We start from the raw sequence: 14,364 nt of genomic DNA on the forward strand, positions 1-14,364 counted from the left end.
TAAAATCACAAATTATGTTTAATCCAATGCAAAAAAAAATCAAATTCAAAGCAGTGTCAACCTTATTAGGGTTGATTTTTTTATTCTGTAGTTACCTATCTCAGGCCCAATACTGCCAACCGCAGTACACAAATGGAACTGGTTTTGGGGTCTTTACTACCACAGTTCTCCTCGATTCATTGTTTGATAGTACTGGAGCCTCGGCCTCGCCTTACTATACTTACGATACTACTAAAACCACTTCTTTATTTATAGGCAATACCTATAAAATGTCAATTAGCCCTGGCACCTTAAACAATTCCAATAGCATGGCTGTTTGGATTGATTTCAATGTTGATGGCGATTTTACAGATGCGGGGGAAAAGCTTACACAAATGAACAATATGCCAACCAATGCTACCAGGAGTTCATTCAATTTCACGGTGCCCTGCGGTGCAACTTTAGGCAAAACACGAATGCGGGTTAGGAATATGTTTAATAACAACAATACCAACATGGCTTCCTGTACGACCTATGGTTATGGGGAGACACAAGATTATAACATTACCTTACTGGACAATCCATTACAGGTGGCTTCATCATTTGCCACCCAATACAATAACTATAATGTAGGCAAAGGGCTTACAAAACAAGAACTATTATGTCTTAAAGTTTTTGTGGCTGGCTGTTCAGACACTGCTGATATGACCCAAATAAACTTTAACCTAAACGGAACAACTGACACTACTAATATCACAAAAGCTACGGTATATTATACAGGAAATACCAATCAATTTGACACCACGGTATTATTTGGTTCGTTGTCATCGCCAGGCAATTTATTTTCTATCTCGGGCAGTCAAGATATGTTGAAAGATACAAACTATTTTTGGTTAGCAGTTGATATTGCTGCCAATTCGACTAGTGGAAATAGTGTAGATGCTGAAGTGTTAGATTTTGTGGCGGATGGTTCACAGGATACCCCATCGATTACTGCTCCCAAAGGCAAACGCGTTATTGCTACCCCTATGACATTTAGTGATCTAAACGCCACTCAATATACTACTGGACAAGTAGGACGTGGAAGTTATAATAATGAAATTATAGGGATTGAAGTAGATATGAGTTCTACTGGTGCCCAAGTACCCCTTACCCAGTTAGCTTTGCATACAGGCGGTTCCACCAATCCTTCTACAGATATAACGCGGGCCCGTCTATATTATACTGGCGGCCAATCTTATTTCGATTCAGCGATATATAAATTTGGGTCTAGCATCACCAACCCCAATGCTTCAATGGTATTTAATGGATCCGTTTATTTGCAGCCCGGCACCAATTATTTTTGGTTAACTTATGATATAGCAGTAGGTGCAACCTTAGGCGATTCGGTTGATGCAATTTTGGATAGTGCCATAATTAACGGATCTCAACAATCAGCCACGGTTAGTGACCCTGCTGGTGAGCGTTTTATTTTGAACAATTATTGTGTTCCTGTGCACCCTGCCTGTGGAACTACATTTATTGACGGTGTGATATTTGGCAGTATTTCCAATACCAAAAGCGGGTGTTCAAGCCTGAACGGAAATGGATATAATGATTATCCACAATCATCCTATTATACTGCGGTAAACAAGGGCAATGCATATAATCTCACGGTTAATAATAGTAACCAAAATCAAAGCTATTCATTATGGGGCGATTGGAACCAAAATGGTACTTTTGATGCAGGAGAGTGGACTCAGATACATAATGGAAATCAGTTGAACGCAAATGCTTCAATAACAAAATCGATTACAATTCCTTGCAGTGCTACCAAAGGTTGGACAAAAATCCGTTTACGCTCACGTGGTGTTCCTGCTAACAATGGTGCGGGTGATGCTTGCACGCAATTTGGTTCGGGCGAGACCGAAGACTATGTAATTTATGTAACCGACTCGCAAGTTTTCCAAAAAACTACAGTGACAGCAAGTTCTGCAGACGTAGCCACAAGCTCGACTAACAATGTAATTGTGAAAATACAAATGATGGCCTCCAATTGTGCCAGCACTCCTCAAGCTACCGACTTTTATTTGCGGACAGCAGGCAGTACAAGTGCGTCAGCAGATATAACCAATGCAAAAATGTGGTATACCGGAGCCGTTGACACTTTTAAAACTACTACACAATTTGGAAGTACATCAACTTCGCCCAGTGGTGCCATGAATTTCTCGGGTACTGCAAATATGACAGTAGGTATAAATTATTTTTGGTTGAGTTATGATATTGCTTCGGGTGCCACCAATGGCAATTTTGTTGATGCTGTTTGTGATTCATTTAAGGTTTCTAGCAAAACCTATTTGCCAGAAGTAACTGCTCCATCGGGCAATAGGAAAATTGCTGCTTTGATGACATTTAGCGATGCAGTTTCGTTTCATAAAGATACAACGCCGTTGGTAGCGGGGTCAACCGGAAATCAAATATTGACAGTGGCTGTGGTGATGAACCAAGGTGCTTCGGTAAACCTTACCGATATGACTTTTAACGCAAAAGGAAGTACCAGCATTACCAATGATATAACAAATGCCCAACTTTATTCTTCTGGAAGCAGCAAAGCTTTTAATATTGCTACCTCTACAAAAGTAGGAAATACAATTACTGCATTAACTTCAACTTTTACCTTCACAGGTTCTGTTGCACTTATTCCTGACACAAACTGGTTTTGGTTAGTATATGATATAACCGCAATTGCCACCGGTAATGACCTAATTGATGCAGAATGTGTAAGCATGAAAATAAATAGCATCAACAATACGCCTTCTGTTACCGCACCCTCTGGCTCACGCTCAGTACTTCTTACCTACTGTGTTCCGGGTTTCCAAAACGGTGGATGCAACAATTGGATTCAGGGTGTAACATTCAATAATATCAAAAACTTGAATACAGGTTGCACCAGTACTACTGCCAACCGTTATAATAATTATCCTTATACCGCATTTACTACCACCGTGCTCAAAAACAGTAAGTATGAATTAAAAATGACTGCAGCAACTAATGGTACGCAGATTTTTGGCGTTTGGATTGACTTTAATCAAAACAGTACTTTTGATGCTAACGAATTTTATAATTCAGGAAATGCTATTAGTGCTAATGCAAACGATTCAATTACTATAACGATTCCTTGTACCGCAAAATTGGGTTATACAAGAATGCGTATTCGTTCACGTTCTAGCCAGGCAACAATTACAAGCACCGACCCTTGCACTACCAATTTTGGGTCGGGTGAGGCAGAAGACTATACTATACTAATAGAAAACAATGATAACACTGGAGCCTTAGGCAAAGATAAAATGCTATGTGCTGGTAGTTTGATTAATTTAAGCCCAGGTGGTGGATTTGTAAGTTACGATTGGAGTACAGGCGATACTACCAGTTCTGTTGGTATAATAACTGCAGGAACTTACTATGTTACTTACAAAAGCGGCTCTGGTTGCGTAAATATAGACACCATACTTATTACTGATGCAGCACCAGTTACTGTGAGCGTAGGAAACGACACTTCAATATGCAATGGAGGTCCAGCCACCTTTAATGCAGGAACAGGATATACTTCATATCTGTGGAATACTGGCGATACTACACAAAAAATTACAGTAACTACGCCCGGATATTATTATGCAACCGTTACCAACACCGATGGCTGCACAGCTACCGATACTGTGGAGTTAATTAAAAAGCAACCTGCTAATTTCACCTTAGGTGTAGACAAAACTATATGTGTTGGATTCACTACGGACCTTGATCCAGGCTCTGGACTGGTTAGCTATTTATGGAGTACGGGTGCTACTACACAAAAAATAACTGTGAGTACAGCAGGTACCTATAAAGTAACTGTGGTTGACAATGGTGGTTGTGTGGGCGAGGACTCAATCGATATAAGTGTATCGACTGCCATGACCAATTTCGGCAATGATATTACTACTTGCTTTGGCAATGATATTATATTAGATGCTGGTAACAATTCAACTTATAAATGGAATACTGGAGCTACTACACAAACTATTAAATTGTCAAATGTAGGAACAGGTACATTTATAGTTGATGTGGTAGATCAATATGGATGTAAAGCTACCGACACTATAATGGCAACCATTAATCCATTGCCTACTTTAAATTTAGGCCCTGATAAATATATATGCAATGGTGGACCTATAGCCCTAGATGCTGGTAGCGGACAAAGCACTTATGCATGGAATACAGGTGCCGCTACGCAAATTATCAATGTGACAACTGCTGGCACATTTGGCTTAATTATTACTTCTCCATTGGGATGTACTGCCAGCGATTCTATTACGCTTACAGCCTCTTCCGTTTCAGTAAATGCGGGCCCCGATAAAACCTATTGCGAAGGCAACGTCGATTCTTTCTTTGTGGCACAAGGATATGGAAGTTATAGTTGGAAAGACTTGAGTAACGGAACCTTAATGAGCATCGGTAATTATTTTACACCCGCTAAATCGGGAACTTATAGTATCACAGTTTCTAATAGTGTAGGCTGTACCGCAACCGATACCGTGATGGCAACCATCAACCCGATGCCAGATGCAAGCTTTACCTATGCATGGATTAGTAGCGTTGTTAATTCTGTCAAATTTACTCCGAGCAAAACAGGACAAGGAACTTATAAATGGGACTTCGGCGATGGAGGACAAAACACGCAAGAAAGCCCAATATATACTTACCCTACTTTTGGTACTTATAAAGTAACCTTGCTTGTAACCACCCCTGCAGGATGTGCCAAAACATTTGTACAATCATTGTCTATTACAGGTGTGTGGGAAGCTGAACAAAATGATTTTGCTGCTACCGTAATGCCCAACCCATTCAATGAGCAAAGTATTATACAATACACTTTGAAGCAAGGTGAATATATTACCGCTCAATTATATGATATTCAAGGAAACTTGGTTGAAACATTATATAATGGTAAACAAGAAAGTGGTAAGCAACAACTCTTCATCGATGGTGGTAAATTAGCCGCTGGATTATATATGATTCGTATTGCAGGACAGAATAGTAATTCAGTAATTAAAGTTAGTAAGACTGAATAGTTGCTTTTTCAACTTTCCAATCCCGAAAGCATTCGGGATTGGAAAGTTGAAAAAAGGATATTTCTAAAAAAACCACTCCCTATAAAACGGAGTGGTTTTTTTATTTAATGATTTGTTGAAGTATGATTGGGTGAATATTGCACCTCATTATTATATTTGCACACCTACAAATTATTTTGCAAATGAAACATCGTAGATCATTGTCAGGTGAATACTGCTGTACCAAAAAATATTACTAAAATGAAACAATATGAAACATTTCTTATCATACTTTTCTTAATTGTATATTTTAGCTCAAGTGGGCAAATTCAACAATTCTCAAAAGCAACTAATGAATATGCAACATATTCGTATACAGAAAAGTTAAAAACTATAACTAAGAAAGAAGTATTTCAATTTTGCTTTTGTAAATGGCAAGATAAAATTTCTCATGATAGTTTGGTCGATTTGTATATACGTGAGTTTAAAACCAAAGAATATGATATTGTAAAAAATAATCCTAAGGCATACCAAATTATGAAAAAAGAGTATCATGATTCGGTGCCGCTCTATAAAGGCGAGAATACTATCTATTGTTCTGAACCTATTGCTAATTCATGGAATAATTATGACATCGTAAATGAGAGATTTGATTTGAACATTAAAAATGAATTGGTATATATATATAATAATGCGATTCATAATAGAAAAATGCGATATGGACTAAAACTTGAGTACGGCGACTATGAATTCCCTTTAAAATTAAAGCTAAATAAGAAAAATGCACGCAAATTCACTAACGCAAAAACAAGTAAAAATGCACAAAGCAAATGGGTAACAAATAAGAATATTTATTTAGTATATATCTATAGTTTGGATAATAATTCATTCCAATCATTGATATCAGCTATTTGTGCCAATTAGATAGAATAGAGGTCTGGGACTCGAAGGAAAAGAAAAATTATTTGGGAGATATTGAGATGGGAAATTATTCTCATGCTTATGATATTATAGAAGAGGGTGATAGAGTTGGTTCTACAACTATGTCTTCTCCAGAAGGGGATATTGAACCTCCAAGTACTGATACATCCACAGCTTATGACGTTTCCCAAGTAGATGATAATCCTAAATTTAATAATTTGAATGAGTATATTATGCGAGAACTTGAATATCCAGCCTATGAAAAAGATGCTGGGATACAAGGCGTTGTTCATGTTAAATTTGTTGTTGAAGTTGATGGAAGTTTGAGAAATATTAAAGTTGTAAAAAAGGTTACCGAAAGAATGGACAATGAAGCTCTTAGAATAATTAATACCAATTCTTAACCTATAATAGTTCTCCGCCTGTGGCGGATTAGGTTAAGAATGGTAATGCCGAACTACATCCCGAAAGTATTCGGGATTAGTCCCTTTCTTTTGGACTATTATATATTGAGTTTCGGTATAAAAGAATAAGTGGCCCTGGTAAATGGAAACCAGCAAAGAAGAATGGGAATGCAGTAAGATTTAGTTATATATTACCAGTGATTTATACAATTGATGAATAGTTGTTCTTGTAAACTTTCCACAATTTTGGAACTTTTGGAAAGCAATTAATATATATTGTCAGGTAAAAAACCTGACAGCACTCAGCACTACTATGTCAAATCATCCAAAACTGCTATACCATCCAAATGGCTGCGGTCATTGGTTTTGAGGAGTGTGAATTTTTCATAATCATAATCGAAGATATATAAACCTGTATTGCTATGGTCGTGATCGTCCATGTGCTCAAGACCCATATTTTGGATTAGGCACAAAAAAGATTTGAGGGCACGGCCATGCATGCATATCAAAACATTTTTCTCCTGTGTTTGAGCCATGATATATTCTAATGTGGGTTCTTGTCGGGCTGCAAGCTCTAGCGGACTTTCGCCACCAGTTATCTTAATATGCAAATGCCCCTCACGCCATTCTTTTACACGTTTCCAATATTCGTTATCGAATTCTTTATTATGTTCCAAACCTTCGTGTACACCCCAACTTATTTCATTAAGTCCTGCCAATGCTTCGTAGCCGATACCTTGGTCGATAAAATGCTCAACCGTTTGCTTGGTACGTTTCAATTGTGATATATATATCTTATCGAAGGGGATACTTTTATAACTCTGATAAAACGACAATGCCTGACTACGTCCAGTATCGTTCAAGTCGCTGTCCACACCGCTTCCCTGTACGATATTCTTTTTATTGAAATCTGTTTCTCCGTGACGTATGATATATATATTTTTCTTGTCCATTTAAAAAAATTTATCCGCCTCAAGCGGACTATTATTAAAATAAAAAAGGCTGTCCGTTTGTATAGACAGCCTGAAATATAATGTTTTTGAGATTAACCTCTTTTTTCTTTGATACGGGCTTTTTTGCCTGTAAGTCCACGTTGATAGAAAATCCTGGCACGTCTTACTTTACCGCGGCTCATCACTACTATTTTATCAATATTGGGACTGTGAACAGGGAATATACGCTCTACACCAATACCGTTTGAAATTTTACGCACGGTAAAAGTTTCGTTTAGACCACTGTTGCGGCGTTGTATAACCACACCTTGGTACAACTGGATACGCTCTTTGGCACCCTCTTTAATTTTGTATGATACTGCTACAGTATCGCCAGCCTTGAATGTTGGAACATCGGCCTTTAAAAATTCTTGCTCTACGATTTTTAATAAATTGCTCATGATAGCTTAAAATTTGGGAGTGCAAAAATAGGGCTTTATCCTTTATAAACAAATGTTTTTTTGTTTATTCCTCCTCCACGTCCTCTACTTTGAAAACCAGCTTATTGCTCGCCAAAAAATTGATGCCGGAGCTAATAACCGTTGCAAAGATAGGGGCTAGGAACAGCCTGTTTTTGTGCAAGTATCCAGGCAGGTAATCTGCTATATCCACAAAATAATACACCAAAGCGATATTGATAAAGAAGCCAATGGCATACACCATAGCAAACTTCCTGAAATACTTTTTCTCTTTATGGGTCTGGTGTCTGAAAGTCCAGTTTTTATTAACCACATAGCTCACAAACAAACCTACAATGCTTCCAATTACCTGGTAAATGAGATAATATTTCTTCACATCATGATACATCATCAAGTGCAACTCACATAAAACTGCGTAAGTGATATAACCTGCTACAAAGGAGGCTGCACCTACAATCCCAAACTTTACCAGTTTGCGTATGAGCTTATTTTGAAGAATAATGCGAATCATAAAGGTCGGCAAAAATAATGGTTAATGGTTAATTATAAATGGTTAAGTTAATGGTTAATTATACCCGCCGCCGCGGAGCTAATGGGCTACGCAAAGTTTTTCCCGTCGGCTGAAGCAGACGATAATCGTTAATGGGCTACGCAATCAATTCAATGGTTAATGTCGCGACCTAACCAATTGAAATCTTGTTTTTGAAATTGCCAATAGTATCTTTCCAGTAATCTTTATTGCCTGAATTCATTTACCATTAACCATTATATATCCCTATTTTTGCGACCTTGCAAAAAGATAAAACCATACATGTAGATTTATTTGTACCCTGCCACATCGATCAGTTTTGGCCTGAGACGGGCTTTAATATGAAACGACTTTTGGAACTGGCAGGATGTGTTACACATTATAATACGGAACAAACTTGCTGCGGTCAGCCCGCCTTCAATGCAGGTTTTTGGGACGATGCCAAAGAAGTAGGTGAAAAATTAATTGGCGAACAACTTGCCGGTCATTATATGGTTGCCGCTTCATCTGGTTGTGTGAGCATGGTGCGTCAATCCTATAATCAGCTTTTCGAAAATTCATCAGTGCATAATCCCAGTAAAAATTTACAAAAAAACTTTTTCGACTTTGCAGAATTCTGGGTGGATATATTAGGCAACCCTCATTTAAACGCAACTTTTAATTCTCGCGTTGCTTTGCTCGACAATTGCAAAGGCATGCGTGATTGTAAAATATTTGATCAGCCTCGAAAACTGCTCGCTCAGGTGGAAGGACTCGAATTGGTTGAAATAAAAGACTATGATACATGTTGCGGTTTTGGCGGAATATTTTCGGTAAAGTATGAACTTCTATCAGTTGCACTGGCCGAAGAAAAATTGAAAAATGTAATGGATACTGGTGCCGAATTTTTAGTGTGTACCGATGGCGGTTGTTTGATGCATTTAGATTCCTATATCAAAAAAAACAACTTGCATATTAAAGCTATACATATAGTAGATTTGCTGGTGAAAGGGTTGAAGTAGTAGATAGTGGTCAGCCCGCCGCGGCGGGCAGTAGATAGTAGTAAGTAGACAGTAGATAGAAGTAAGTAGTAAGTAGATAGATAGTGGTCAGTAGAGTAGACAGCCCGCCGCGGCGGGTAGTAGTAAGTAGATAGTAGACAGCCCGCCGCGGCGGGTAGTAGAAAGTAATAATATTAAGATGAAAAAAATGTTGCGTCAGCACCCCATCCCGATTGCAATCGGGGCCTAAATCTCATATCCCAATCCCTAGCCCATGCGTAACCCAAATATAGATGCCGACGAAGAAAACCTAGACAATACCGAAAAGGAATTGGAGAAGGTTTTACGCCCGCAAGCTTTTGGCGATTTTACAGGACAAGATAAAACTATAGAAAATTTAAAAATATTTGTGGGGGCCGCCCGCCTACGTAGCGAAGCACTCGACCATGTATTGTTGCACGGGCCTCCGGGTTTGGGCAAAACTACCTTGGCACATATTATATCAAATGAATTGGGTGCAGGCATTAAAATTACTTCAGGACCTGTTATAGAAAAGCCCGGTGACCTTGCCGGACTTCTTACCAATTTAGAACAAGGCGATGTATTATTTATTGATGAAATACATAGACTAAGTCCTGTGGTGGAAGAGTATTTATACTCAGCCATGGAAGATTATAAAATAGATATCATGCTGGAGAGTGGCCCCAATGCCCGCTCTATACAAATTGGTATCAATCCCTTTACTTTAATTGGTGCTACAACCCGAAGTGGTTTGCTAACTGCTCCGTTGCGTGCAAGGTTTGGTATCAATGCCCGATTAGAATATTATGATGTAAAATTATTGACCACGATTGTAAAACGTTCTGCAGGAATTTTAAAAACTACAATAGCCGATACCGCAGCTCACGAAATTGCCAAACGCAGCAGGGGAACCCCACGTATTGCAAATGCATTATTGCGTCGTACCCGAGATTTTGCACAAATGAAAGGCGATGGAACTATTACTTTAGACATTGCCCAAATGGCTCTCGATGCATTGAATGTAGACTCGCACGGACTGGATGAAATGGATAATAAAATCCTCACAACTATTATAGAAAAATTTAAAGGCGGCCCTGTAGGATTAAATACTATTGCCACTGCCGTAAGCGAAGATGCAGGAACCATAGAAGAAGTATATGAACCTTTCCTCATACAAGAAGGATTTTTGATGCGTACCGCCCGTGGCCGTGAGGCAACCGAAATGGCTTATAAGCATTTGGGCATTATGCCGCACAGGGGGAATAGTAATCAGTTGTTTTAGTATTATATATTATTGTATATGAAAAAATATATTGTTTTATTTTTTTGTTTGATATCGCTTAGTTGTTTTGCTCAGGAGATAAAGTGGTACGTGCCGCCATTTGCTGATTCGGTTACTTTAGAAAATATAAATAAAAATGATTCCTCTTTTTATGAGAATGGTATGAAAGGCATTTATATGGTTTGCAAATAACTGTTCCTGCTAAATATGATGATATCGTTTTTAATGACTACTATCATTTATTTTATTATGTGGAAAACAAAAACAGATGGGGTATATATTATGCAAATGATACAATGCAAAAAGAATTATTCCCTTGCATTTATGATACCATTTGCGAAGTAGAGTATCCCATATTTAAAGTGCTAATAGGAAATGCTTGTGCTTTCTATCATATGTACTATAAAAAATGGGTGACAACTTTTGTGAAGAATTGCAAACAAGCATCAAAACCAAAGAAAAGAATAACAGAAGGAGGATCAAAGTTAATGCATTCAGGTATGTACGGAGACGGTGCACCGCCAAAAGCCAGTAGCTCAAGAGATGGAAATCAGAAAAAACGAACAAATTACTCAAAAGATGTAGAAACCAAGATTGAACAACTTGACGAAGCGAAAGTATATAAAAATGAATTAGAAGAAATTAGGAGGAAATTACGGAATGAAACCATTCTATTTAGCTCTAAAATTTGTGATAATTTCTATACCTTTAATTTCTCCAGTAGAAACACTTATATAGTTTTTAATTACTCCAAAAAAATCAATCATTAGCGATCCAATATCGGGAGCTATATTAGAAGGGAAACTATTGCTATGCTTTAATAAAAAAGGTGTATGGGCTATTGATACCTTTAGCAACAATATTGTATCTCCAATGCTCGAAAGAGTTAGATTAAAAAACAATTATTTTTTTGAAAAAAATGGATTGAATACAAAATATACAATTGCTAAAGTAAATGGTAAACACGGCTTGTACAGCAGAAACTATCAAACCGTAATCCCTTTCCAATTTATCAATTTACAATTCAAAGAAAATAAAGATGTAGTATATTGTGAAACTGAAAATAGGAAAGTGCATTTGTTACTTGAATTTATGATAGTATATATACGGATCGCGTAAAATATACTTCTGGGGCCAAGCCATTAATTCTGTTAGTTAAAGATGGTAAACTTGGATTCAACTTTTGGGAACACAACGCTATTCCACCCTTATTTGATGATTATAAATTTGGAAGAAACTATTTGCTATGGGCAAAATATGAAGGAAAGTGGGGAATATTAGACCCCAATCAAAAGTATAGAAAACATAAGAAAAAACGAAAAAAATTTATTCGATTCATTAAATAAATTGTCGAAATTTCCCACGCAAAAAACCTCCAACATTTAACTATCTTTGCCACCATGCATACCCATTACATGAAACGTTGTTTACAATTGGCTGCCAATGGCGAAGGACTTGTGGAGCCCAACCCGATGGTGGGTTGCGTGATTGTTCACGAGGATGAAATTATTGCTGAAGGATTTCACCATCAATATGGTGGCAATCATGCCGAGGTAGATGCGATTAACAACCTTCAAGGGTTTGGCAAGTTTAACGAATGTAGTATATATATAAATTTGGAACCTTGTTCGCATACGGGCAAAACACCGCCTTGTGTAGATTTAATTATCGAGAAAAAATTCAAACAAGTTATTATAGCCCAACAAGATCCCAATCCATTAGTTGCAGGACAAGGAATAGAAAAATTAAAAGCTGCAGGCATAGAAACTATTATAGAAATTTGTGAAGATGACGCATTGAAACTGAATAATAAATTCAATTGTTTTCACCAAAAAAATAGACCGTTCGTTACGCTTAAGTGGGCACAAACCGCCGATGATATTATCGCTCCGCAAATGCGTGACCCCAATTACCAACAGTTACGATATATTAGTAACCAATATTCGGTGAGGCAAGTGCACCGCTATAGGGCTTGTCATGGAGCTATATTGGTTGGTTCTAATACGGCATTGAATGATAATCCTACTTTGGATGTGCGACATTGGGAAGGAAAAAACCCAATAAGAGTTGTTTGGGATCCACAACTGCGATTGAGTCAAGAACTCAATGTATTTGATGGCAGCACCCCTACATTAGTTTTGGTGGATCAATATTTTCAATCGAACAAACATTGGGAAAAAGAAAATGTAGAATTTATATATATAGATTTTTCGATGGGAGCTGCCAAACAAACTTTGGAAGTATTATATAAAAAAGGAATACAATCGGTTTTGGTGGAAGGGGGTAGAATGGTATTACAAACTTTTATCTCAGAAAATATTTGGGATGAAACCAAGGTATTTACCGCTCCGCAAAAAACGTATCATATTGGCTTGAAAGCCCCGTTCATCAACCAAGAACCCAACTACACAGAAAACATTTCAGGCGACATTTTGAAAACATATATACATGGCTAAGAACAATATTATTAAAAATATATTAAAGCGGGCATTATATCCTTGGAATACTTATAAGGTTATTAAACTACAACGTAACCGCAAGCGTGGAAACCGCCACCAAGATGATGCTCAATTAAAACTGTACAGCAAAATATTGAAAGGAGATTTTTTGCATTATGGATATTTTGATAATGCAAAAATTGAAGCAGAAGATATCAGTTTGAATATGATATACAATGCACAAAAGCGTTATGCAGAAAAATTGGTAGAGCTTATTACAGACAAATCTTCTCCTGCACTAGACGTGGGTTGTGGTATGGGTGGACTATTAAAACTATTAAACGAAAACAATATAAATGCAATCGGTTTAACACCTGATAATACACAGATAAAACATATCATCAATACGTATCCGAACAAGGTATTACATTGCCGTTTTGAAGATATAAAAGCTGATGATTATATACAGCATTTTGGCACGGTGATTACTTCAGAATCATTACAATATTTGCAACTCGACAAAGCATTACCTATCATCGATAAAATTATGAAACCCGGCGGCACATGGGTAGCTTGTGATTATTTCAGGCTGGGTAAAGCACATGAGAAAAGTGGTCATAATTGGGAATCATTTAATACACTGTTAACCAAGCATGGTTTCAAAATGACGCATGAAGAAAATATCACGCCGCATATATTGCCTACCATTGCTTATATATATATGTGGGCTACACAAATTGGTATGCCTGTGAAAGAATTTCTGATAGAAAAAATTAAAGTAAAAAATCCAGGACTCTATTATATTATAGAAAAATCTTTACCAGAGATTGATGGCAAATTGGATAAGAATATTAATATTATAAATCCAACATTATTTGCTTTAGAGAAGAAGTATGTTTTGATGAAAATTGAGAGGAATTGACGATGTACGATGTACGATGTTTGTCATGCTGTTCCTACAACTATCGGGTTTATCGAAGCATGAACAAACGGTCTTCGATAGACGGTCTTTGATATCCGCCGCGGCGGACAGACTGACAGCAAGTCTTTTAACCACAGTGTTACACGGAGTTTGGCACAGAGATTATACCGAAACTCAATATATAATAGTAAAAAAAAGAGGGACTAATCCCCCCGCATCCCGATAATTATCGGGATTAAGCGAGGCTTTCGGGATTCTTCTTTTTCACATGAAATATAGGCGTTGATTCTCCTATTAATTTAGAGTTAACACAACCTTCTGCACGGATATTGAGCAATTTCGCTAAAAAGCCTTGCAGCAAAATCAACGACCTAATTGCATAAAATACTAATTTATAGTAAGTATAACAGT

At 37.4% G+C, this 14,364-nt stretch carries 12 protein-coding genes; 9 read left to right on the top strand and 3 right to left on the bottom strand.

The window, feature by feature from the left end; genetic code table 11:
• Positions 1-26 precede the first annotated feature (26 nt).
• The 3 genes from SGJ10_08905 (at position 27) to SGJ10_08915 (ending at position 6,370) form a co-directional block, all read left to right on the top strand.
• Positions 27-5,066, top strand: a complete 5,040-nt coding sequence (locus tag SGJ10_08905; GenBank protein MDZ4758243.1) for a BNR-repeat neuraminidase N-terminal domain-containing protein — start codon at positions 27-29, stop codon at positions 5,064-5,066.
• Positions 5,067-5,306: 240 nt separating this feature from the next.
• On the top strand, positions 5,307-5,969 hold the full coding sequence (locus SGJ10_08910) for a hypothetical protein (GenBank protein ID MDZ4758244.1): 663 nt from the start codon (positions 5,307-5,309) through the stop codon (positions 5,967-5,969).
• 41 nt (positions 5,970-6,010) lie between these two features.
• A complete protein-coding gene (locus tag SGJ10_08915; GenBank protein ID MDZ4758245.1) occupies positions 6,011-6,370 on the top strand; it encodes a TonB family protein in 360 nt (119 codons plus the stop codon).
• 311 nt (positions 6,371-6,681) lie between these two features.
• Here SGJ10_08915 and SGJ10_08920 read toward each other — a convergent pair whose 3' ends face one another.
• The 3 genes from SGJ10_08920 to SGJ10_08930 all read right to left on the bottom strand — a co-directional run bounded on the left by SGJ10_08920 (position 6,682) and on the right by SGJ10_08930 (position 8,292).
• Entirely contained in the window at positions 6,682-7,323 is a 642-nt protein-coding gene (locus SGJ10_08920; protein MDZ4758246.1) for a histidine phosphatase family protein, read from the bottom strand.
• Positions 7,324-7,415: 92 nt separating this feature from the next.
• On the bottom strand, positions 7,416-7,763 hold the full coding sequence (gene rplS / locus SGJ10_08925) for a 50S ribosomal protein L19 (protein MDZ4758247.1): 348 nt from the start codon (positions 7,761-7,763) through the stop codon (positions 7,416-7,418).
• A 64-nt stretch (positions 7,764-7,827) separates the two neighbouring features.
• On the bottom strand, positions 7,828-8,292 hold the full coding sequence (locus SGJ10_08930) for a GtrA family protein (protein MDZ4758248.1): 465 nt from the start codon (positions 8,290-8,292) through the stop codon (positions 7,828-7,830).
• A 278-nt stretch (positions 8,293-8,570) separates the two neighbouring features.
• On the opposite strand from SGJ10_08930, the gene SGJ10_08935 reads away from it, so the two are divergent.
• The 6 genes from SGJ10_08935 (at position 8,571) to SGJ10_08960 (ending at position 13,953) form a co-directional block, all read left to right on the top strand.
• Positions 8,571-9,311, top strand: coding sequence for a (Fe-S)-binding protein (locus tag SGJ10_08935; protein ID MDZ4758249.1), 741 nt, complete (start codon positions 8,571-8,573; stop codon positions 9,309-9,311).
• A gap of 253 nt (positions 9,312-9,564) precedes the next feature.
• Complete coding sequence (gene ruvB, locus SGJ10_08940) at positions 9,565-10,593, top strand: Holliday junction branch migration DNA helicase RuvB (GenBank protein MDZ4758250.1); 1,029 nt, start codon at positions 9,565-9,567, stop codon at positions 10,591-10,593.
• An 18-nt stretch (positions 10,594-10,611) separates the two neighbouring features.
• Positions 10,612-10,785, top strand: a complete 174-nt coding sequence (locus tag SGJ10_08945; GenBank protein MDZ4758251.1) for a hypothetical protein — start codon at positions 10,612-10,614, stop codon at positions 10,783-10,785.
• Entirely contained in the window at positions 10,776-11,363 is a 588-nt protein-coding gene (locus tag SGJ10_08950; protein ID MDZ4758252.1) for a hypothetical protein, read from the top strand. The genes SGJ10_08945 and SGJ10_08950 overlap by 10 nt, the downstream gene beginning before the upstream one ends.
• 630 nt (positions 11,364-11,993) lie before the next feature.
• The gene (gene ribD, locus SGJ10_08955; GenBank protein ID MDZ4758253.1) at positions 11,994-13,049 is read left to right on the top strand and encodes a bifunctional diaminohydroxyphosphoribosylaminopyrimidine deaminase/5-amino-6-(5-phosphoribosylamino)uracil reductase RibD; all 1,056 of its coding nucleotides are present in this window, start codon (positions 11,994-11,996) and stop codon (positions 13,047-13,049) included.
• Positions 13,042-13,953 carry a methyltransferase gene (locus SGJ10_08960; protein ID MDZ4758254.1) on the top strand — a complete coding sequence of 304 codons (912 nt, stop codon included), beginning with the start codon at positions 13,042-13,044 and terminating at the stop codon, positions 13,951-13,953. The genes ribD and SGJ10_08960 overlap by 8 nt, the downstream gene beginning before the upstream one ends.
• The last annotated feature ends 411 nt before the right edge of the window (positions 13,954-14,364 follow it).

The sequence above is a fragment of the Bacteroidota bacterium genome (assembly GCA_034439655.1).
Taxonomy (GTDB): Bacteria; Bacteroidota; Bacteroidia; order UKL13-3; family UKL13-3; genus CANJUD01.

Excerpts from the sequence above, each read along its gene's own strand:
- SGJ10_08905 (MDZ4758243.1), top strand. The coding sequence starts at position 27 with ATGCAAAAAAAAATCAAATTCAAAGCAGTGTCAACCTTATTAGGGTTG.
- SGJ10_08910 (MDZ4758244.1), top strand. The coding sequence starts at position 5,307 with ATGAAACAATATGAAACATTTCTTATCATACTTTTCTTAATTGTATAT.
- SGJ10_08920 (MDZ4758246.1), bottom strand. The coding sequence starts at position 7,323 with ATGGACAAGAAAAATATATATATCATACGTCACGGAGAAACAGATTTC.
- rplS (MDZ4758247.1), bottom strand. The coding sequence starts at position 7,763 with ATGAGCAATTTATTAAAAATCGTAGAGCAAGAATTTTTAAAGGCCGAT.
- SGJ10_08930 (MDZ4758248.1), bottom strand. The coding sequence starts at position 8,292 with ATGATTCGCATTATTCTTCAAAATAAGCTCATACGCAAACTGGTAAAG.
- ruvB (MDZ4758250.1), top strand. The coding sequence starts at position 9,565 with ATGCGTAACCCAAATATAGATGCCGACGAAGAAAACCTAGACAATACC.
- SGJ10_08945 (MDZ4758251.1), top strand. The coding sequence starts at position 10,612 with ATGAAAAAATATATTGTTTTATTTTTTTGTTTGATATCGCTTAGTTGT.
- ribD (MDZ4758253.1), top strand. The coding sequence starts at position 11,994 with ATGCATACCCATTACATGAAACGTTGTTTACAATTGGCTGCCAATGGC.
- SGJ10_08960 (MDZ4758254.1), top strand. The coding sequence starts at position 13,042 with ATGGCTAAGAACAATATTATTAAAAATATATTAAAGCGGGCATTATAT.